A 20906-nucleotide genomic window follows, 5' to 3' on the forward strand; every position below is an offset into this window, starting at 1 on the left:
TCATTCCCCTTCCTTTACCTTGAATGCCAGTGCGTACATCCGTATCTGTTTCACCATGGACAGCAATCCGTTGCTGCGGGTGGGAGAGAGGTGATCTCTCAAACCAATCTTATCTATGAAGTAGAGGTCGGCGTTCAATATCTCTTCGGGAGTGTGTCCTGAAAGCACCTTGATGAGCAATGCGATGATACCTTTTACTATCACAGCATCACTTTCTGCCCGGAACACGAGTTTCCCCTCTTCTTCGTCCGCCTGAAGCCACACACGGCTTTGGCATCCCTCAATCAGATTCTGTTCCGTTTTATATCGCTCGTCGAGCGGTTCCTGCTCGTTCCCTAAGTCGATGAGGAGTTGATACCGATCCATCCAGTCATCGAAATCGTTGAATTCGGCTATTACTTCATCTTGTAGTTCATTGATACTCATATCTATCTCTTTCCTTTTTATTCTCTTTTCTAATTTCTTTTTTCTACTTTCTCTGACATCTTTTTTTCTAACGCCTCACTTCTCTCCATACACCACCTCCAGTACCGTTTGCCCCACGGCATTCAGCGTAGCTTTGTCAATGAGGCTCATGTTGTCGTCCATCGTGTGCCAGAAGTCTCCGAACCCCTTATCGCTTTCGGGGTCGTAGCTGATGATATCTACGCAGGGAATCTTCCGGAGGTTATACACATATAAGTGGTCGTCGGTCACCTCGCTTCCCTGTTCTTTGGGGAAAAAGCTGCCGAATCCCAAACGGTGAGCGGTATCCCATATCTTCTTTACCTGCTTGTTGGCAGTGCGTAAGGAGAAGCGTTCCTGATAGAAGGTGGCATTCTTTCCGCCTACCATGTCCAGCAAAATGCCGAAGCGGGCATTGTATCCCTCTACGTGGGGGATGCGTCCCCAGTATTGCGACCCCAGGCACCAAGTGTGCGCTTTATACTCTCCCTTGTAAAAAGAAGGTATTCCATAGTCTTCGGCATCGAAGAAGATGATATCTATGCCGATGGCGGGAGCTTGTTGTTGCAGTTGGCGGGCTACTTCGAGCAACACGCCCACACCGCTGGCACCATCGTTTACGCCGAGAATAGGTTTCTTGTGGTTCTTCTTGTCGCTGTCTTCATCGGCATAAGGACGGCTGTCCCAATGTGCACAGAGCAGAACCCGTCTTTTGCTTTCGGGGTTGTAGGCACCGATGATGTTGCGGGCTTTCAGTATGGTGTTGTCATACGTCACGAGGTCGGCATACTGGTTGTAGACTTTGGCTCCGAAGGCTTCAAGCTTACCGGCCAGAAAGTTACCGCAGGCTTTGTGAGCTGCGGTGTTGGGCACACGAGGCCCGAAGTCGGCCTGAATCTGAATATAGTGGTAGGCACTGTCGGCATTGAAGGGCGGCACGTTCACGGAGTTCGAGGTGATGGAGGCTTCGGGGCTGTCGGCCGGTTTATCACGTTTGTTGCTGCATGCCACTGCTGCTATGACCAGCAACATAAGCATCGGGATGAAGGTGTAATTTCGCTTCTTCATTGTTCTGTATTAAAATTTAATTTGACTTCTTTCTTATCTACAGTCAGCTCAACTTCGGCCCCGTTTATCAGAGGGACGTTCATGCTGACGTGACCGACGGGGAAATGAAAGCATACCGGATAGTCGTACTCTTTTACCAAGTCGGACAGTGCTCCGTATAAATCTTTTCCTAAGGATCTGGTCTCTTCGTATTCGGTGAACCGACCGATGATGAGGCCGGAGAGCTTTTCGAGTATGCCACCCAGTTTCAGGTTGTACATCATGCGCTCCACGGCATGAGGGCGTTCGCCCACGTCTTCGATGAAGAGGATGGTGTTTTCGGCCGGAATATCATACGGGGTACCGCGCAAGCCATAGAGCACGGCCAGATTGCCGCCACGCAGGATACCTTTGCTTCTGCCTTTCCGGTTGAGTTTGTGTCCTGCGCAGGTATAGCCACAGTCTGCTTCTTCTCCGAACGCATTGCCGAAGAGGATATTCCTTAGCGACAGCGTGCAAAAGTCGTCTTCCGGCTCTACGGTGAGGTGTCGTGCCATGGGAGCGTGCAAGGAAGCAAAACCGTTCTGCTGAAAAATATTGTGAAGCACCGTGATGTCGCTGAATCCGATGAGCCATTTGGGGTGTTGCTTGAATCGGGTGAAGTCCTGTTTCCCGGCCAGATGCACGGCTCCATATCCGCCGCGGCTGCACAATATGACTTTGGCCTTTTCGTCGTCCATTGCTTCTTGCAGGTCTTCGAGACGTTGGCGGATGCTTCCTGCATACGTTCCGTGCGAACCGTCGGCATGCTTTGCCAGTACTGCTTCAAGTCCCCACGACTCCAAGCGTTTGCAAGCCCCTTTCAGAAATGACTTGTCTATTTTGCCGGAAGGAGAAAGAATAATGACCCGGTCACCCTCTTGCAGGTGTGGAGGAAAAATAAGGCTGTTGCTCATATCTGCGATGTATTTTCTGCAAAAGTACATAATTCACCACAGAGGACACTGCGTGCCGCAGAGTTTTTTTGTTTATTTCACTGCTGCAATCGCAGAATAATTGTCTTTCCTCTTTTCGCAGAGCTGCTTTTTCGAGGAGAAATGCTTTGATATTTCGCCTCTTCTGCCTCTTCTTTCGGCGGTTTGTGTCAAAAGGATATTAAGCATCCAAAATTTCAGGGTAATATATACTGTTTTTCTCGACATTTTTCTCGATATTTGCTGAAAATCTAACGTTATGGAACCAATTCGGAGTTTTAATCAGTTGACCGCTCATCTGAGAACCTTGAATAGAAGGAAACGTATTGCGGTAGTTTGCGCCAATGATCCCAATACAGAATATGCCATTGCACGCGCGCTTGAAGAAGGTATAGCAGAATTTCTGATGATTGGAGATTCTTCCATCTTGGAGAAATATCAAACCTTGAAGAATTATCCCCGATACGTCAAGACCGTGCATGTGGACGATCCCGATGAGGCTGCGCGCGAAGCTGTCCGCATTGTCCGCGAAGGCGGAGCCGATATCCTGATGAAAGGCATCATCAATACCGATAATCTGCTTCGTGCCATTCTCGACAAAGAGCATGGTTTGTTGCCCAAAGGGCGAATCCTTACCCATCTGGCCGTGATGCAGATACCTACATACGATAAACTGTTATTCTTTTCGGATGCGGCCGTTATTCCACGTCCCACGTTGCAACAACGCATCGAAATGATAGGGTATGCCCTTGGCACCTGCCGTCACTTCGGCATAGAACAGCCGCGCGTTGCGCTGATTCATTGCACAGAGAAGGTCAGCGCAAAGTTTCCGCACTCATTGGATTATGTGAATATTGTGGAGCTGGCCGAAGCAGGAGAGTTTGGCAATGCCATCATCGACGGCCCTCTGGACGTGAAGACCGCCTGCGAGAAGACAAGCGGCGATATCAAAGGCATCGTTTCGCCCATCAACGGCGAGGCGGACGTTCTGATATTTCCTAATATAGAGTCGGGCAATGCTTTTTATAAGGCTGTTTCCCTCTTCTCTCATGCCGACATGGCCGGGCTACTTCAAGGACCTGTTTGTCCGGTGGTATTGCCGTCGCGCAGTGACTCCGGACTTTCCAAATATTACAGCATGGCGATGGCGTGCCTGACTTGCGAAGGCGACTTGTGATGATGGGACGGAACTTGCCGTGTGTCTCTCTTTATCTTATTTATAACTCGTAATTTGTTAATGTCAACAATGCATATACTTGCCGTAAATCCCGGTTCCACATCAACAAAGATTGCTGTGTATGAAGACAAAACGCCCCTATTGGTGAATAATATTCGTCATTCGGTAGAAGAACTCTCCAAATATCCCCATGTTGTCGATCAGTTTGAATTCCGCAAGAATCTGGTGCTGGAGGCACTGGAGGCCAATGGCATCCCTTTCCGGTTCGATGCCATCGTGGGGCGTGGAGGCTTATTGAAACCTATTTCCGGCGGAGTTTACGAAGTGAACGATGCCATGCTGGACGATATTTCCCACGCCATGCGCAGTCATGCCTGTAACTTGGGATGCGTCATTGCTGCCGAGCTGGCTGCCATGTCGCCCGGTTGCCGTGCCTTCATAGCCGATCCGGGAGTGGTGGACGAGTTGGACGAAACGGCCCGCATCACCGGTTCGCCCCTGATGCCTCGCATCACCATCTGGCATGCTCTGAATCAGCGTGCCATCGCCCGCCGTTATGCTTCCGAACGAAACATCCGCTACGAAGATTTGAACTTGATTATTTGTCATCTGGGAGGTGGCATTTCCGTAGGTACTCACCTTCGGGGACGTGCTGTCGACGTGAACAATGCGCTCGATGGCGAAGGACCTTTCTCGCCCGAACGTGCCGGTACTCTTCCTGCAGGTCAACTGATAGACTTATGCTATTCCGGCCGCTTTACGAAAGAAGAGTTGAAGAAGCGCATTTCCGGCAGTGCAGGATTGGCCGCCCATCTGGGCACAACGGATATCCCGGCCATAGAGAAGAGAATCGAATCGGGCGACGAGCATGCCGAGCTGGTGCTGAATGCTATGATTTACCAGATTGCCAAATGTGTGGGAGCTGCCGCCGTTGTTCTCTATGGCAAGATAGATGCCGTTTTGCTTACGGGAGGGATGGCTCATTCGGAATACATCACTTCGCGATTGAAGGAGCGTATTTCGTTTCTTGCTCCTGTTCACATCTATCCGGGTGAGGATGAATTGGAGGCATTGGCTTTGAATGCCTTGGGTGCGTTGCGTGGAGAACTGGCAGTGCAGGTTTATCGGTAATGGCATTGGGTGGGAAAGCCGCGTCGTCGGCATAATCGTGCCCATTCAAATTTTTCAGGCAAAAGTATTCGTAAAGAAAAAAAACTTATATCTTTGTCTTTGTGTTAAGTTAATAAATTGATTAAGGTCGATTTTTGACTGTTTCGGATCGGAAAGTATGGGGGTACTTTCCGATCTTTTTTATTCTGAAGGTTCGTATCGAAAATCTTTGTGTCTGCCCAAAAATCTCTCGATTAGATTGATTCCTCCTAAAACCAATTCTATGGAAGATACCTACACATTTCCCATCAATCATGTATTTTTTTATCCGTGATGCAAATTTCTTGCAAAAAATACTTGCTGTATAATAAATCTCTGTATATTTAGGCACAGTGAACACAGCGCTAATCGTTCAAATGTTATGATTAGGCACATAAATCTAATACTTTTATCGCTAAACTTCTGATAATAAGAAAAATATCTGGCAGATTATATCGGTCTCACGTTAACCTACTATTTTTCAATTACTAAGGTCGACTGATGAATAAATATAATTTTGCAAAAAGCATTAGTTGATCATTATGAATAGAGTTAAACTACTTCTGATACGATTTATCAATTCAATTCCACAAAGGGAGATACAACATTTTCGTGGAGCTATTATTCAAGCTATGGGGTCGGCCAATGTGCTGTTTCACAACCATGAGGAAGGAGGCTTTCGTTATTCGTATCCTCTTATTCAATACAAGCGTATCGGTGGTAATGCCGCTATTGTCTGTGTTGGCGATGGGACAGAAGTGATTGGCGATTTTTTCTCCAACTGCAACTTTGATATCGTATTGGGCAACACTCCGTTGCATTTGGAGGTATTTCAGATAAAAGCAGAGCAGGTATTGATACAGGTCTGGGACGACCTTTTTTCATATACTTTGCGAAAATGGCTACCACTCAATCAAGGCAACTATCAAGAGTATATGCAATTGGAAAGTCTTTCAGAACAATGCGCTTTTTTAGAACGAGTCTTGACGGGCAATTTGCTTTCGTTTGCTTCCGGTCTAAATATCCACTTTGACCAAGAGGTGAAGGTACATATCACTGCCTTAGAAGATGTTCGTACCTATTCGTACAAAGGTATTCGGATGCAGGGCTTCGATATACAATTCAAGAGCAATGTAAGCCTACCCGACTACATAGGACTTGGAAAGAGTGTGAGTGTAGGATTCGGGGTGGTGAAAAGAACAATTAGAAAATAAACAATAAGTAAGAATAATATGGATAATGTGAGAGAAAAACTCTATTTAGCAGCACTACTTCACGATATTGGTAAGTTCTATCAAAGAGCTGATCATGGTAGTGTGTCAAAAAGTATGTTCTTGAAAGGAGAATACAAGTCCGAAAGTCCTTTCTGTCCGATGTACAATGGGCGGTACACGCACAGGCATGTGCTATGGACAGCTCAATTTATGGATGAATATAAATCCATTTTCCCGCAGCAGGATGCCAAGGTACTGGACGAGTTGATTCACATTGCTGCCGGACATCATTTGCTTGCCGATAGGCTCTCTGATTTGGGCAAAATAATCAAAGAGGCCGATTGTCTTTCATCGGGTATGGACAGGACATCTGGTGATGGACTAAAAGACGTACAAGACGAGACCGATACGAGCTGGGATGCTTTTAAGAAAAAGAGAATGGTCTCAATATTGGATACCATCAATGCCGATGTTATCAAGAAGGACTGGTATCATTATCCCATTGATAAAATGAAACTTTCGAAAGACTATTTCCCCAAAAAGAGTTTTGATTCAGCTCCTGATTATCTACGACTGTGGGAAGAATTCACTACAGAGTTCACTCTTATTCGGGCAAGTAGTTATCGTGCTCTTTCGGAAACATTGTTGAGTCTATTATTGAAATATACCTCATGTATCCCATCAAGCACAATTGACTTTGCTGATGTTTCGCTTTACGACCATCTAAAAACGACTGCGGCGTTAGCCGTATCTCTTTACGATTACAACAAAGCCGGCAGCCAAGAAGAATCTCCTTTCTTGTTGATAGGAGCTGATTTTAGCGGCATCCAATCGTATATATATCAAATAGTTTCAAAGTATGCGGGAAAAAACCTTAAAGGGCGTTCATTTTATCTCCGATTATTGTCCGATACGGTTGTACGCTATTTACTGAAGGAGTTAGATCTTTTTCAAGCTAATATTATGTACAATTCGGGGGGTAGTTTCTATTTGCTGGCTCCCAATACAGAGTTTGTTAAGGAGAAACTTAAACAAGCGGTGCTTAACATTGAGCAGAAGCTTTTCGAGACCCACGGTACAACATTGTTTGTGGCTATCGATAGCGTAGAGGTGTCAAAAGAGATATTGATGCGTAAGAGTGGTAGCTTAGGTGATGTTTGGGCAGAGTTGTTCGACCGGCGAGACAAAAAGAAAGCGACTAAATTTGCTGCTCAAGCCATAGCTTCTTACGACCAACTATTTACTCCATCTCATAAAGGTGGTAATGCCCAAAGAGATACTATCACGGGAGAGGAGTTCCTCGATGGAGAAAAGATGGTGAGAAAAGAAGACTTACTGTTAAAACCCATCAATGCCAAGCAAATAGAACTTGGTGCCAAACTTCGGGATTTTGATATAATGGTAGTAAAGGAAGGAACTCCGCTCGACTTTTGGGACAATAAATTGCACATCACTCCACTCGACTTGGATTTTACGTACTATTTCTTGAAAGAACAAGATTTGGCTGACAAAAGTAAATACCTGAAAAATACGGATTTGCTATCAGTTGTCACAATGAACGGAAAAGATGGTGATTGCATTTTTATGAAACCTGTGGACGGTATCAATAACATTGTTTATGGGTTGGATTTCTATGGGGGAAACGAAACGGATGGCACTAAGTTTTCTACTTTTGAGGAGATGTGTGACAACAGTGATAAGTTCTCCCGTTTGGGGGTATTACGCATGGATGTGGATAATTTGGGAAGCATTTTCCAGCGTGGCCTTTTACCGGAAAAAACCTCTTTATCGCGGTATGTAGCCTTAAGTCGTTCGTTCGACTTCTTTTTCTCCGGCTATCTCAATACACTATGGCAAGAGACTGACCCTAAAAAGTCGTTTATCGTATATAGTGGAGGTGATGATGTCTTTATCGTTGGAAGCTGGGACGTAACTATTCTATTAGCCGAAAAAATCAACGAAGACTTCAAGAAATTCGCCTGTGATAATCCGATATTTTCGCTTTCTGCCGGAATAGCTTTCATTTCGCCTAAGTTCCCGATTATGAAAGGAGCCGATGAAAGCGACCGTGAAGAAAATAACGCAAAAAAACATACGTGTGCAGAATGGGAGAAAAATTCTATTTCGTTCATGCAGACACCCTTGAATTGGGATAAGGAGTATGGTGTGGTAGCCCGATTAAAAACGGAGATGGTGGGCTTGCTTAAAAAAGGTGAGATGCCCAAGTCCTTTCTTTCAAAAATAATGTCGCATTGTGCCAATGCAAAGATTAAAGGTCATAGAATAACCGTTCCTAAGACCTATTGGTTGTTAACATATGACCTCAGTCGGATGAAAATGCGCAGTACCGAGGCGGTTAAGGCTATGATAGAGCAATGTATCAACGAAGTATGTAATAAAAAAGGAGCGACTTTGAACGGTGAGCATATCATCACGGACTATCATCCGTTGGAGTTATGGAATTTTGCCGCACGTTGGGCAGAGTTAGAGTATAGGAGTTAAAAATGTTTCATCAATAATATATGTATAATTATGGCAGATTACAATTACAAACAACCAGATCGATCGAGATATGGACAAACCGGCCCCCAACGTCAAGGTGGAGGTGGCTTCAATCGCGGGAACAGTTATCCGAATGAGACGGCGGAATCAAAATTCGGCCAATTGAATTATGAGCCTAAATGGATAACCGAAGGAGCTACCCCTGAACTTGTTGCGTATGCCGAGGAGGCGGGCAAGTTTATGGCAGACAAAAAGTTGACAAGTTCTAAGTTTCGTAGCATATACGGTGAGATCAAACGCATTCAGATGGGAGAATTTGAAAAAGAAAAAACCTCGTTCTACCTATTGAGGCCTAAGATGGCTTATGCCTTGGGGCGTGATTCTGGAAATGAGGGGCTTAAGCTGTTTAAACTTATTTTTGATAGGGCTTCGAATGAAGTAAGGGATAGGAAGAGTTATCTGAATTTTTGCAACTTTATCGAGGCCATTCTTGCCTATCACAAGGCATACGGAGGGAAAGACTAGCTTGATTTATAAACATAAAAAACGATAATTATGTCTGATATAAAATTGGAGAAAAAAATAATCTATACCGGCACGATAACATTAAAGACCGGTTTGCATATTGGTGGTACAAATGCTTCGCTGAATATCGGAGGACCCGATAAGTTCGTAGTTCGTAATCCCATTTCCAATATACCGTATATACCCGGAAGTTCGCTGAAAGGTAAAATGCGTTCGTTGGTGGAGATTGCCAATGGAGAGACCAAAGGCGGTAAGCCTACTAACAATCCGAAGTCCAAAGCGGGAGCACTCTTTGGCATATCCGGCGATAGTAACGAAAGCAAACCTTCACGACTCATCGTACGTGATGCGGAATTGGATACGGAGGCTGCCGACTTTAGCAATACCGACCTGCCATACACCGAGAGCAAAACCGAGGTTGCCATTGACCGTGTGACGGCCAAAGCCACTCCCCGAACCTTTGAGCGTGTTCCGGCCGGAGCTAAGTTCAAACTGAACATGGTGCTGAATATCTTTGAAGGCGAGGACGAAAAAGAGTTGCAAGCGACATTAGATCAAGCTTTCAGACTTTTAGAGGACGATTATCTCGGTGGTCATGGCTCGCGAGGATATGGTCAAGTGAAAATTGAATGGTCAAAGAAAGAACCTAGAACTTATTGATTATGGCAACTTCCATTTTTGTTCTTAAGGATCTCACTCCATTACATATCGGAACTGGAAGGGAAAATTACGACTTTTCGGCTTCTGACCTGCACAGCGACACCCTTTCGGCGGCACTGGCTTCGATGCTTGCACACCAAGGGAAAGCGGATGAGATAGCCCGTTTTCTGAACTCTTTTGTCATTAGTTCGGCATTCCCTTTCATGAAAGATCAATTTTTTCTGCCCAAGCCGCAGGGCAAAATCAAAGTAACAGTGCCGGATCAAGAGCAACATCTCTATCGGAAGCGACTGAAAAAAATTAGATTTATCGAGGCGTCGCTTTGGAATAGGCTCATGAACGGAGAAACACTTGAAATGGAAGCATCACAGCTTCAAGATGCTTTTCTTACTACCCTCCATGGTTTTGAAAAGCCTTTTGAGTCGCAAGTGATGCAGCGAGTGACTATTCCCCGTAAAGAGGGTGAAGATGCCGCCCCTTTCTTCTTCGATTGGACATATTTTCACGCCCAAGCAGGATTGTATTGTATCGTTGAGGCAGAGGAAAGTGTGATGGATAGAATTGAAGAGCTTTTTAAGATGCTTGGCGAATTTGGCTTGGGAACGGACAGGAGTGTTGGTGGAGGCATGTTCGAGGTGGAAAGGGTGAAAGATAGGCAACTATTCTTACCCGCGAACTCTCCCAATGCCTCTATGCTGCTGTCTCTCTATATCCCGACGAAGCAGGAGGTCGAGTTGCTGGACTTGCCCAATTCCAAGTATGAACTCATGCAACGTAGCGGATATATGGCAGGTAGCCGGACACCTTCTTTCAGGCATTTGCGTAAGAAGTCCATCTATTGTTTCAATGTAGGCTCAGTATTTAATACCACCGAAGCACTGCATGGGAAAATAGTAGACATGCAGCCCGATTGGAACGATAAAGAGATGCACCCTGTGTTTAGAAGCGGAAAACCTTTTGTAGTACCTGTAAAAATGGATAGAGATGAGTAAAATTAAGATAACGACCTTGACCCCTATTCATATTGGCAATGGCGTAACCCTACAATATGGGGCCGATTTTGTGACCGGCGGCATAGCGAGCGATGATGGACGCATCAGTGTTGTGGGCATCATTGACCCCAAGAAAGTTCTATCCCTGATAGGAGAAGAAAATATATCGCATTGGGTAGCCGCCATTGATCGGAAAAGCTCCACCGACGTAATTGTAAAGCAATTTGCTCCAAAGGCTTCCATCGAAGATTATACCGCGAGAGTGATAGTTAATTACTCGGCAATAAGGAAAAACGACACGCTCAAAGAACTTATCCATGATGGTATGGGGAAACCGTACATCCCGGGGAGCTCCATAAAAGGTGCTATCCGTACAGCTGTATTGGCTTCGTTGGCGAGTAAAGTAAATGGTGTAGCTGGGAAGATTGAGAGACAAGATAAGAATAACCGTTCGAAAGTTGGGGCAAAGAGCGTAGAAGGCGAGCTGTTTGGCGCAGACCCTACCACTGATGTGTTCCGTTTCTTACATGTGGGGGATGCTATATTTGGCGATAACTACGAACTTGCTGCTCAAATGGTAAGTATCAATGAACGTCCGAGCAAGGGTTTCTGGGATACTGATAAGCAACAGCTTATTGAGACCATCTGCCCGGACGATGAGACCGAATTCCAAATGAAGCTGTTGCCGGAGTATTACGATTTTGCTCAAAGAAACTGGTCACAGAATGAAAAAAGATCGTTGGGCAAGATGCCCGACGAGATGAAGACAATGGCTGCTTTGTTTAGCTTGATAAATGAGCATACAAGGGGATTGATCGCCTCTGAAATCAAGTACTGGCAGGACAAAGAGCTGCACGATGACTCCAACCAAATAGCTGTTTACATTCAAAACATGCAGAAGATGTTAGACACTGCCAATTCGTGCAGAGCGGGCAAGGAGTGTGTGTTGCGGGTTGGATATGGCTCGGGGTGGAGGTTCATCACGGGAGCATGGACTGAAGAGTTAGGTAATTTCGAGTCGGTTGTAGTGCCGGCAGCACGGCGTGACAACTATAAGTACCAAAAATTCGATTTTCCCAAATCAAGGCGAGTGGATGAGGATTGCGAATTGCTTGGATTTGTTAAGCTGACCGTTTTGTAATTTTATGGATATGCGTATGGCAAAAATTCATATCACATTGGTCGGCGGCCAGCCGGCCCCGGTTTATAACGGGATAGTTGCGACCAATCCCGACAGGGTGGTTTATATCTACTCCCAAGAAAGCCTACAGGTAGTGGAAACCTTGAGGAAGGAAGTTGATTTGCCCGAAGACGAGCAAGATCCTTTGGACGCGACGGACCCGCAAAAAATCATGGCACGCATTCGTGCTTTGAAGGAAAAATATGTGGGTGATGAAGTTACGTTGAACATATCGAGCGGACTGAAGTCATGGTCGCATCTTTTCGGCCGAGAGTTCGAGAAGGAGTCCAATGCTACGGTGGTTTATATGGATCAGAACAATGTTCTTTGGAATTACCGCACCATGCAGGGAAACAGCGATTTCAGCTTTGATATGTTCAAGTTGTTCCGGCTATATGGAAATCCGATAGACAATCACTTTACCCCTTTTGATGAATACACCGAGGCAGATGAGGAGTGTTACAAGAAAATAGAGCAAATCCGAACGGGTGAATTTCATTCGGAGTTCAATAGCTTGCTGACGCTTTTGAGCAAGCCGCAACAAAATGTCTTGAAAAATCAACCCTCAGACACTTTTGAGACTAAGAACGGCTCTTCGGTGACTTGGGAAAAGCCCACCAATGAAAAGAAAGGGTTTGTCCGCATTTCTCTCCAAGGGAAAAAGGGAAGTAAGGAAATCACTCTCAAGGCTCCTCATGCCATTGAATTGGCTTTCAATTCCGGATGGTTCGAATACAAAGTGGCTAATATGCTGAGCCATTGGAAAAGGGCAAAGGATATTTGCATGAATTGCCGATTCCCTTTCAAAGCCAACGTAGATAAGAACGAGGTGGATATCATTGTCAACGCAGGAAGCAAGTTGCTGTTCGTTGAATGCAAGACGCAGATCAATAGTACGACAGACATCGACAAGTTCAATTCTGTGGTAAGGGGATATGGGGGAACAGCCAGCAAGGCGTTGTTCGTTACCGATGCGAGAATGACCGATATGGCTAAGGGTAAATGCAAGGAATATGGCATTATAACCTTCTCATTGCAAGAACCCCATTTGTTAGAGGCCGAGAGGGCTTTGTTCCTCATGCTCGAAAGTGAACTGCTCAATATTAATGCCAAATAATGATGAAGCGAGAATTGAATAAAAGTAAGCGGGTAAATTGGCTGCGTCAATACTCGATAGCCTTATTTAAAGGAAAGAGGGGACGTTACACGGTGTCTATCGTCTCTGTCTTCGTTATCTCCCTGTTTGTTCTTTGGATGATCAGCGGGTGTGATATAAGGTTTGGTGAAGGGGTTCTCTATGTCAATATTCTCGAGCCGGTGGTCACGCTCGGCACATTCTTTATCGCGGCTTGGCTGGGAGCACGGAACATCAAGGAAGAATGGGAAAATCAGCTGCCTAAGAAGTTGACCGTTCATTTCAAACACAAAGACAGCTATGTCTTTACTTGCCATAAGGCCTACCTCTTTGGCGAAAGCGACATCAGGCAGATGGGGCAGCAGATAGGTTTCCAAATGAACGAAAACCATAGTTTGTCTTTCTATCCTTACATAAAATTAGAGCCTACCACAATCGAAAAAAACGAGAAGGAATATTTCAGGCATTATGAAGTGACCTTCTTCCTGTCGAGTTGGGAAAAAAAGGGTTACAAAGTTTGCTGGGACAATGACCTCCATACGCCCGGAAACAGGGAATGGATATTTGATGTTCAAGACAAGATTATCAGTGAGGAACAAGCTAATGCTGTATATGAGGAGCGTGAAAGAACAGAGAAAAAATTGGGTAAATCTTTATAAAACGGTATGCTGATTAATCTATCCAACCATCCATCCGCCAAGTGGGGCGATGAGCAGATGCAAGCCGCAACAGAGCAGTATGGCAGGGTTGTCGATATTCCCTTTCCACAAGTGGATAGCAATGGCGATGAGGGGTATATTGCATCGTTGGCCGATGAGTATGTATCAAGAGTTATCGCCGCGGCTGCCGATGGCTTTGCCACCGTGCACCTGATGGGCGAAATGACGCTCACCTTTGCACTTGTATGTCGTTTGCAACGATTGGGTTACCCCTGCGTGGCTTCTACAACGGAACGCGCGGTGAGGGAACTTGACGATGGCAGTAGCGAGGTGCGGTTTAAGTTCGTGCAATTCCGTACATACAGCAGTGCATCGATTTGATGGCTGATGGAATAGTCGGAAAAGCTGTTGCCGAACGTTCTTTGACATATTGAAATAAAATATGAAAATATGAGTGAGAGATTATTTGAGAAGTTGTGTTCAGTCGGACAACTGATGTTGGCATGGAGGGTGGTAAAAGCCAAGAACAGTGTTGGAGGCATCGATGGGCTAACCATCGTTGAGTTTGAGAGCCACCTTGACCGACATTTGTCCGAACTGATTGCCGAACTGCAAGCAGGAACATGGAAGCCGCAACCCTACAAAAAGATGGGCATCCCCAAGAAGACGGGCGAAATAAGGACGATAGGGTTGCTCTCTTTGAGAGACAAAGTGGTGCAGACAGCCATAAAGCAGCTTGTGGAGCCGCGTTTCGAAAACCTGTTTATGGGGAACAGCTATGGATATCGTCCTGAAAAAGGGCATACAAAGGCCGTTCGAAGGGCTTTGTTTGAATGCAATAACAAAAAGAATCAGTGGTTACTTCGCTTGGATATCGATAATTATTTCGACACCATCAGCCACGATATTCTTTTTGCAAGGCTTCACGCCTTGATCCCCGATGAGGAAATCAATCGGCTGATTCAGCTTTCGGTAAAAATGGGTATGGTGACCAGGAAACTGAAGTGGGAGGAGATCAGCTGCGGTGTACCTCAAGGCGCCGTCCTCTCCCCCTTGCTGGCGAATCTTTATCTACATCAGTTCGACCAGTTCATCGTGACACACGCCGACTCCTATGTACGCTACGCCGACGATTTTATCATCTTGTGCGAGACACGTGAAAAAGCGGAAGAGGTGATGCAAGAAGCTGCCGGTTTCTTAAAAGAAAGGCTTCGGCTTTCGCTCAACACTCCGGAAATCGGAAAAATAGAAGATGGATTCGAGTTTCTCGGCATTACCCTGAACAAGAAGGGGCTATCCTTATCGGCCAGCAAAAGAGAGAAGCTTTTGCAGCGAATAGAGAACATAGAATTTCGCGGAGGATTCTTTTCCGATAAAGACAAGAGCATTTGGCAAGGCATACGCAACTACTATGGGAAACTGCTTCCCGAAAGTATATTGATAGACTTGGACAAGGCGCTCGTACAGAGATTGCAAACCATGATAGAGCAGCAGCCCGATAAGATAAGAAGTATCAGCGGATTGAAAAACGGATTGGCTGAAGCCGCATTTCTGTCGGACGAGATGCAGCTCAAGCGGAAAAACATCGTCAATCATCTGGCGGAAACTTATCTGTCCGTGAAAGGTGCAAAGCCCTCGAAATCTTCCGATGCCCAAAATCGCGACCTTATCAACAGCCGAAAAGCTGAATACCGGAAAAAAGAAGCCGAAGGATCTGAATTGGTGATACGTACCCCCGGTAGTCATATCGGCGTCAGCGGGCAGAATATCGTTGTGCGCATACAAGGTAAGGTGGCATACAAAAAGCCTTCCGCTTCGCTGCGACATCTTACCGTTACGGGGCAGGGAGTTTCACTTTCGAGCAATGTGATCCGATTTTGTATGGAAAGAAAAATTCCCATCGATTTCTTTGAAGGCGCCACGCATTACGCTTCGGTGGTGAGTCCCAAATTTGTCGAAAACACCCTTTGGGAGGCGCAAGCCAGGATGACCGAGGAACAACGATTTACGCTTGCCCAGCGTTTGATTCTGGGAAAACTGAAAAACCAAGTAAATCTGATCAAATACTTTCACAAGTATCACAAGACCACGCGAGAGGACATCAAGCAACAGTTCGTGGTGGCAACCGCCAAGATATCCGCCACCATTGACGAACTAAAGGAATTGCCCTTTACCGACAACTATCAAGAGGTGTTGATGGGCAAAGAAGCGCAAGCGGCCCTCTGTTATTGGGGATATATAGAGAAGATGCTCGAAGACGACGAAATCAATTTTGAGGGAAGAGTGCGTCGCGGAGCCTCCGATCTGGTCAACTCCATGCTGAATTATGCCTATTCGTTCCTTTACAACAGGGTATGGCAAGCATTGCTCAGCGAGGGGCTGAACCCTATGGACAGCGTACTGCACAAAAGGCAAGCCGGAAAACCCACATTGGTATTTGATGTGGTAGAACTGTTCCGGGCGCAAGGTACCGACAGAGTAGTGATAGGGCTGGTGCAACGAGGGGTCAGCCTGAAGATGAACGGTGCCCTCCTCGACGATAATACAAAAAAAATACTCACCCAAAGTGTACTCGAGCGCATGAATCGGTATGAAAAGTATCGAGGAGAAGAGATGCCCTTCGAACGCATCTTTGTGGAACAAGCCAAAGAGATAGCCGCTTATGTGGAAAGCGGACAAACTTTTAAACCCTATATCGCAAAATGGTAAAGAAAGTAACGGCAAGAAAACGTTTCGTCGTCGTAGCATACGATATTGCCGACGAAAAACGTCGCAACCGCGTGGTGAAAATACTGGAAGCCGGTGGCGTCCGCATCAATTATAGCGTGTTCGAGTGCTTTCTGACCGAGTCGCGCTTAGCCAAGCTGCAAGAGCAGATAGCAGACGTAATAGAGAAACAGAGCGACACGGTGGTCTATTATCTTCTTTGTGTCAATTGCTACACCAAGATAGTCTACCAGCCCGATCGTCGTCATCCTCCTGAAACGGTGCGGATGGTATAGAAGGGAGGAGAAATCATTTGCGAAAATTCAGAAGATGCGTAATAGGTTGATAATAAGAGTAAAGCTGTTTTTCCGATGAAAGGACATCTACGCAAACCATTCGCAAATCCCCACTTGATGCCAAAAGACCACCGCCTTTTGCGAAAATTCCTGTAGGTCTGTTTGCAATCTGTTTATAATCAGAGGTATATGCGGACCTAAAAGCGACGATTTTCGCAAATCCATGATGAATGCAAATGGCTCGTTCTATTTGCGAAGTTTTTTTAGTCGCAATCTATTGATTATCAATGGAAGTATAAAAACGTATGGCAAAATCCCCTTTTTTTGTATTCAAAAAAACAGTACTTTTGCGAAGATTTTAGAAGAAATAGCGTAAAACGATAAAATACAATGATTTATATCCATAGCTTATTGCAAAGAGTTACAGCAACATATTGATAGTCAGAATATACAGTCTACTTCCATCACAACAAGGATTAAGACTCAATTTTTGTTTTCATAAACTATTCTCTTTAAGAATACAGTCTACTTCCATCACAACAAGGATTAAGACGATTTGTTCCCCTTTCCAATTATACACACCTGCTATACAGTCTACTTCCATCACAACAAGGATTAAGACTTCCTCACCATATTCCACTTCCTCGTAGAACATACAGTCTACTTCCATCACAACAAGGATTAAGACTTTCCTGCCGTTTCTTTGTGAATTGGGTCACATTACATATACAGTCTACTTCCATCACAACAAGGATTAAGACGATAAAGGCTAATCTGCCCTCATACCATTTATCAGATACAGTCTACTTCCATCACAACAAGGATTAAGACCTCGTAGAATCCAGAGAACGTGTCCGCCTTTTTAATAATACAGTCTACTTCCATCACAACAAGGATTAAGACCCAATTTCCCGTTAATATTAACGGTCTTTTCTTCTATACAGTCTACTTCCATCACAACAAGGATTAAGACCTTTTTATCTCTTTTTCACTTAAACCCTTAAATATACAGTCTACTTCCATCACAACAAGGATTAAGACACATAGCTTTACACAAGTTTAATTACACAAACGACTATACAGTCTACTTCCATCACAACAAGGATTAAGACATTGCCCTCACTATCAACATTAAACGCTTTCTCGAGATACAGTCTACTTCCATCACAACAAGGATTAAGACAACTCAAAGTAGAGGAAGTCAAGTTTCCGTTCTAATACAGTCTACTTCCATCACAACAAGGATTAAGATGGATGCATATCCTACAGAAGAAGAACGTCAAATGGGCAACCGCCGTAACGGTAAGATGCAGAAACAGGTGCAGACTCCATTGGGTGAGGTAACCGTATCCACTCCCCGTGACCGTAATTCAAGTTTTGATCCACAATTTATTAAGAAGCGTGAGACCATTCCGGCAGAAGGTGTTGCTGACCGTATAATCGGCCTGTATGTTCTTGGTAACAGCACACGTGAGATTAGTGATTGGATGGAAGAGAATCTTGGTAATCGTGTATCGGCAGATACAATCAGTGCCATTACGGACCGTGTACTTCCGGAAATAAAGGCATGGAAATCACGTATGCTTGATTCCGTCTATCCTATAGTCTGGATGGATGCCATCCATTATAAAGTAACGGATGAACGTGGTTGTGTTGTTGCACGTGCAATCTATAATGTGTTGGGTATTAACAGGGAAGGACATAAGGAGCTACTCGGAATGTATATATCAAGAAATGAGGGAGCAAACTTCCGGCTCAGTGTGCTGACAGACCTTCAGAACCGTGGAGTTGAAGATATCCTTATTGCCTGTATAGACGGCTTGAAAGGCTTTCCTGAAGCAATCCAAAGTGTTTATCCCAATACATCTGTACAGCTTTGTGTTGTACATCAAATTCGTAATTCCATCAAATGTGTAGGCTCCAAAAATCAAAAGGAATTCCTGAAGGATTTGAAATGCGTTTATCAGGCTGTAAATAAAGAATCGGCAGAAAATGAACTTCTTAAGTTGGAAGAAAAATGGGGCGAACAATATCCCATCGTTATCAGGTCCTGGCAGGACAATTGGGATAAGCTATCCGAATACTTCCAGTACACTCCGGCTATCCGTAAGCTCATATATACAACAAATACTGTTGAAGGATATCACCGTCAGATCCGTAAGGTAACAAAAAACAAGGGCGTGTTCCCGTCGGATACAGCCCTTGAGAAACTGGTTTATCTTGCATACCGTAATATAACGTGAGTTCGATATAATTTTAGAAGATTCTTAGTTGCCCGTCATTTATGTAACTCACATCAATGGCTGGTTTCTTTTCAAAGAAACAATATGCAGCAATGGCAGACAGCGCATTTGCTATGAAATTATGAAATGACCTGTGTCTGGAATGTTCTATCTGTGCAATGTTTTTCAACTCGTCATTGACCGTTTCAATCAGTGCCCGTTTCCTGAGAATGATTTTATCAGCAATACTCATAAGGGAACTCCTCATATTATTCTTGACTTTGGTTATCAGTTGTATTCCATTCATGAATAGATTTTCAAACAATGCTTGTCCGATATATCCCTTATCGCCACACAATTTCCCTTTTACATTCTTTACGAACCGACTCTGTTTCAAAGGCTCTCTGTCATCCACGTTACCCGGAGTGAACATAAAGTTCAGTATCTCTCCCTTATCATTGATAATCAGATGCAGTTTAAACCCGAAGAACCATCCCATGGAACATTTCCCCCGTTCGGCAAGGCCCTCGAATGTCTTGTGAATCAGAATCCGTTGATTACGGCAGACGCGTAAAGGCGTAGAATCCACGAAACCGATTCCGGTACATTCTCCCAACAGAACTTGTTTTATGAAGATAGTCAGCGAGAGCAACACTTCCTTTTCCAGTTCCACAAAACGGTTATACGAAACTCTCTGGGGGAACAGGTGTGTCAGATGTTTGCAGACATATTCCTGATAATAGTGTTTGAAGCAACGGAAACCACCCGAATGGAACAGAATAAGGATTACCATAATTTCCGCATCGCTCATACGATTGGGCTTATTGCGATGCGGGAGTGAATTATCTTCAACCAGATATTTTTCTTGTTGAACTGTAAATTCCTTGCAAAAATCATCTGCCATACAATAAATCTCCGTAACTTTAGACTCTGTGAACATAGTGATAATCGTTTAAAGGTTATAATTGGACACTATAAATTTAATACTTTTATCGCTATGTTCCTATTATTCAAACAAATAATTGTAATCGTTATATCGAACTCACGTTAATATACGGAAGAAGTGGACTATGCCACTGGCCAATTGGGCTACAATCTCACAGCCACTGGCCATAAAGTTTGGAGAACGATTTAAATTATTGTAATTTTACGCTCGTCGGGACGGGGGGCCCGCCCCTTGCCGCTGGCCGTTCCCCGACCGATGAGTTTTCTAATGGGAAATAATGCGTGACACAGTTTATTTTACACTACCCCGTATACTGTTTGTTGCATAATTTTTCGGTCAATCTCATTCTAAAAATAAAGTCGTAGCTATATACCTCTATCTTCCTACCATCTTCGTACCACCTTCGGTACATGTTCTTACCATGTTCTTGTTGAGATGCTCGTTATAGACAAGAAGAAAACAAGAAAATGATAAGAATACATACATCCTTTTGAGAGGTGCGATAGACTTTTGTTGGATGAAATTTTCCATAAAGATGCAGTTTTTTATCAAGTTATCACTTTAAATGTCGGATGATTCTTTTTTCTTAAATGAAAGAGCCGTGGAATAAAAAAGTGCATAATTGTGAAGTGCCCCCGAAAAGTTGGCGTTAAATTAAGCGTTAATTATTAAATTCTCTATAGTAGTGAGCTCGGTATTGTGCTGGGCTCATTCCTTTTAATCTAAGTTTTATTCTTTTCGTATTATACCACATTATATATTTCTTGAATTCAGTCTCAAAGCTGTCAAGGCTTTCGAAGTGGTTTACGTACAACAATTCATTCTTCATCAGCTCGAAGAAGTTCTCCATCATAGAGTAGTCTATGCAGTTACCTTTGCGAGACATACTTTGTATAACACCATTATTCTTTAGCATCTTTTGGTATTGCGTATGCTGGTAATGCCATCCTTGATCTGCTGTTTTTGCAATCCTGATATCCCTTCTTTCTGATAGCGTAACCATAAAACCTTTAGTCGCTCTTCATTTATTCCATAGTTCTTGTGGATATGACAAAAGGATAGTCCATCTTCTAACATA

Annotated in this window: 17 protein-coding genes, 2 pseudogenes and 1 CRISPR repeat array; of the genes and pseudogenes, 14 read left to right on the top strand and 5 right to left on the bottom strand. The window is 44.3% G+C overall.

Annotated features, from left to right (window positions below; genetic code table 11):
* The 3 genes from EV202_RS10995 to EV202_RS11005 all read right to left on the bottom strand — a co-directional run bounded on the left by EV202_RS10995 (nt 1) and on the right by EV202_RS11005 (nt 2447).
* Nucleotides 1-426, bottom strand: coding sequence for a SufE family protein (locus tag EV202_RS10995; protein WP_106069882.1), 426 nt, complete (start codon nt 424-426; stop codon nt 1-3).
* 75 nt (nt 427-501) lie between these two features.
* Entirely contained in the window at nt 502-1512 is a 1011-nt protein-coding gene (locus EV202_RS11000) for a M20 family metallopeptidase (RefSeq protein WP_131927102.1), read from the bottom strand.
* The gene (locus tag EV202_RS11005; RefSeq protein ID WP_131927103.1) at nt 1509-2447 is read right to left on the bottom strand and encodes a S66 peptidase family protein; all 939 of its coding nucleotides are present in this window, start codon (nt 2445-2447) and stop codon (nt 1509-1511) included. Before EV202_RS11005 ends, EV202_RS11000 begins: the two co-directional genes overlap by 4 nt.
* A 277-nt stretch (nt 2448-2724) precedes the next feature.
* Between EV202_RS11005 and EV202_RS11010 the strand changes: the two genes are divergently transcribed.
* The 14 genes and pseudogenes from EV202_RS11010 to EV202_RS11075 all read left to right on the top strand — a co-directional run.
* Nucleotides 2725-3642, top strand: coding sequence for a phosphate acyltransferase (locus EV202_RS11010; RefSeq protein ID WP_131752072.1), 918 nt, complete (start codon nt 2725-2727; stop codon nt 3640-3642).
* Between the two features lie 69 nt (nt 3643-3711).
* Nucleotides 3712-4773 (top strand): butyrate kinase, encoded by a 1062-nt coding sequence (gene buk / locus EV202_RS11015; protein ID WP_131927124.1) that lies wholly within the window; start codon nt 3712-3714, stop codon nt 4771-4773.
* 560 nt (nt 4774-5333) lie between these two features.
* Nucleotides 5334-6005, top strand: a complete 672-nt coding sequence (locus EV202_RS11020; RefSeq protein ID WP_131752073.1) for a CRISPR-associated endonuclease Cas6 — start codon at nt 5334-5336, stop codon at nt 6003-6005.
* A gap of 18 nt (nt 6006-6023) precedes the next feature.
* The gene (gene cas10 / locus EV202_RS11025; RefSeq protein ID WP_131927104.1) at nt 6024-8507 is read left to right on the top strand and encodes a type III-A CRISPR-associated protein Cas10/Csm1; all 2484 of its coding nucleotides are present in this window, start codon (nt 6024-6026) and stop codon (nt 8505-8507) included.
* Nucleotides 8508-8537: 30 nt separating this feature from the next.
* Nucleotides 8538-9032, top strand: a complete 495-nt coding sequence (csm2, locus tag EV202_RS11030; RefSeq protein ID WP_106069889.1) for a type III-A CRISPR-associated protein Csm2 — start codon at nt 8538-8540, stop codon at nt 9030-9032.
* Between the two features lie 30 nt (nt 9033-9062).
* Nucleotides 9063-9692: a type III-A CRISPR-associated RAMP protein Csm3 gene (csm3, locus tag EV202_RS11035; RefSeq protein WP_131927105.1), complete on the top strand. Its 630-nt coding sequence runs from the start codon at nt 9063-9065 to the stop codon at nt 9690-9692.
* 2 nt (nt 9693-9694) lie between these two features.
* Nucleotides 9695-10684 carry a type III-A CRISPR-associated RAMP protein Csm4 gene (csm4, locus tag EV202_RS11040; protein WP_106069891.1) on the top strand — a complete coding sequence of 330 codons (990 nt, stop codon included), beginning with the start codon at nt 9695-9697 and terminating at the stop codon, nt 10682-10684.
* Nucleotides 10677-11825, top strand: coding sequence for a type III-A CRISPR-associated RAMP protein Csm5 (gene csm5 / locus EV202_RS11045; protein WP_106069892.1), 1149 nt, complete (start codon nt 10677-10679; stop codon nt 11823-11825). Before csm4 ends, csm5 begins: the two co-directional genes overlap by 8 nt.
* A gap of 16 nt (nt 11826-11841) precedes the next feature.
* Nucleotides 11842-12981 (top strand): Card1-like endonuclease domain-containing protein, encoded by a 1140-nt coding sequence (locus EV202_RS11050; RefSeq protein WP_164996244.1) that lies wholly within the window; start codon nt 11842-11844, stop codon nt 12979-12981.
* Nucleotides 12981-13658: a hypothetical protein gene (locus EV202_RS11055; RefSeq protein WP_131927106.1), complete on the top strand. Its 678-nt coding sequence runs from the start codon at nt 12981-12983 to the stop codon at nt 13656-13658. The genes EV202_RS11050 and EV202_RS11055 overlap by 1 nt, the downstream gene beginning before the upstream one ends.
* Nucleotides 13659-13664: 6 nt before the next feature.
* Nucleotides 13665-14039, top strand: coding sequence for a CRISPR-associated protein (locus EV202_RS11060; protein WP_106069895.1), 375 nt, complete (start codon nt 13665-13667; stop codon nt 14037-14039).
* Nucleotides 14040-14108: 69 nt separating this feature from the next.
* Nucleotides 14109-16367: a CRISPR-associated endonuclease Cas1 gene (gene cas1, locus EV202_RS11065; RefSeq protein WP_106069896.1), complete on the top strand. Its 2259-nt coding sequence runs from the start codon at nt 14109-14111 to the stop codon at nt 16365-16367.
* Entirely contained in the window at nt 16361-16660 is a 300-nt protein-coding gene (gene cas2 / locus EV202_RS11070; RefSeq protein WP_106069897.1) for a CRISPR-associated endonuclease Cas2, read from the top strand. The genes cas1 and cas2 overlap by 7 nt, the downstream gene beginning before the upstream one ends.
* A gap of 448 nt (nt 16661-17108) precedes the next feature.
* Nucleotides 17109-17912: a CRISPR direct-repeat array (repeat unit 35 nt; unit sequence ATACAGTCTACTTCCATCACAACAAGGATTAAGAC).
* A gap of 22 nt (nt 17913-17934) precedes the next feature.
* Nucleotides 17935-18897, top strand: a pseudogene (locus EV202_RS11075) (IS256 family transposase); the annotation flags it as partial.
* Between the two features lie 19 nt (nt 18898-18916).
* On the opposite strand, the gene EV202_RS11080 reads toward EV202_RS11075, so the two are convergent.
* Both EV202_RS11080 and EV202_RS11085 read right to left on the bottom strand, forming a co-directional pair.
* A complete protein-coding gene (locus EV202_RS11080) occupies nt 18917-19822 on the bottom strand; it encodes an IS982 family transposase (protein ID WP_131927107.1) in 906 nt (301 codons plus the stop codon).
* A gap of 667 nt (nt 19823-20489) precedes the next feature.
* Nucleotides 20490-20786, bottom strand: a pseudogene (locus EV202_RS11085) (transposase); the annotation flags it as partial.
* Nucleotides 20787-20906 lie beyond the last annotated feature (120 nt).

Origin of the sequence: Prevotella heparinolytica (assembly GCF_004342845.1) — a bacterium.
Lineage (GTDB): Bacteria > Bacteroidota > Bacteroidia > Bacteroidales > Bacteroidaceae > Bacteroides > Bacteroides heparinolyticus.

Coding starts and splice junctions, on each gene's coding strand:
- EV202_RS10995 (WP_106069882.1), bottom strand. CDS start 426: ATGAGTATCAATGAACTACAAGATGAAGTAATAGCCGAATTCAACGAT.
- EV202_RS11000 (WP_131927102.1), bottom strand. CDS start 1,512: ATGAAGAAGCGAAATTACACCTTCATCCCGATGCTTATGTTGCTGGTC.
- EV202_RS11005 (WP_131927103.1), bottom strand. CDS start 2,447: ATGAGCAACAGCCTTATTTTTCCTCCACACCTGCAAGAGGGTGACCGG.
- EV202_RS11010 (WP_131752072.1), top strand. CDS start 2,725: ATGGAACCAATTCGGAGTTTTAATCAGTTGACCGCTCATCTGAGAACC.
- buk (WP_131927124.1), top strand. CDS start 3,712: ATGCATATACTTGCCGTAAATCCCGGTTCCACATCAACAAAGATTGCT.
- EV202_RS11020 (WP_131752073.1), top strand. CDS start 5,334: ATGAATAGAGTTAAACTACTTCTGATACGATTTATCAATTCAATTCCA.
- cas10 (WP_131927104.1), top strand. CDS start 6,024: ATGGATAATGTGAGAGAAAAACTCTATTTAGCAGCACTACTTCACGAT.
- csm2 (WP_106069889.1), top strand. CDS start 8,538: ATGGCAGATTACAATTACAAACAACCAGATCGATCGAGATATGGACAA.
- csm3 (WP_131927105.1), top strand. CDS start 9,063: ATGTCTGATATAAAATTGGAGAAAAAAATAATCTATACCGGCACGATA.
- csm4 (WP_106069891.1), top strand. CDS start 9,695: ATGGCAACTTCCATTTTTGTTCTTAAGGATCTCACTCCATTACATATC.
- csm5 (WP_106069892.1), top strand. CDS start 10,677: ATGAGTAAAATTAAGATAACGACCTTGACCCCTATTCATATTGGCAAT.
- EV202_RS11050 (WP_164996244.1), top strand. CDS start 11,842: ATGGCAAAAATTCATATCACATTGGTCGGCGGCCAGCCGGCCCCGGTT.
- EV202_RS11055 (WP_131927106.1), top strand. CDS start 12,981: ATGATGAAGCGAGAATTGAATAAAAGTAAGCGGGTAAATTGGCTGCGT.
- EV202_RS11060 (WP_106069895.1), top strand. CDS start 13,665: ATGCTGATTAATCTATCCAACCATCCATCCGCCAAGTGGGGCGATGAG.
- cas1 (WP_106069896.1), top strand. CDS start 14,109: ATGAGTGAGAGATTATTTGAGAAGTTGTGTTCAGTCGGACAACTGATG.
- cas2 (WP_106069897.1), top strand. CDS start 16,361: ATGGTAAAGAAAGTAACGGCAAGAAAACGTTTCGTCGTCGTAGCATAC.
- EV202_RS11080 (WP_131927107.1), bottom strand. CDS start 19,822: ATGTTCACAGAGTCTAAAGTTACGGAGATTTATTGTATGGCAGATGAT.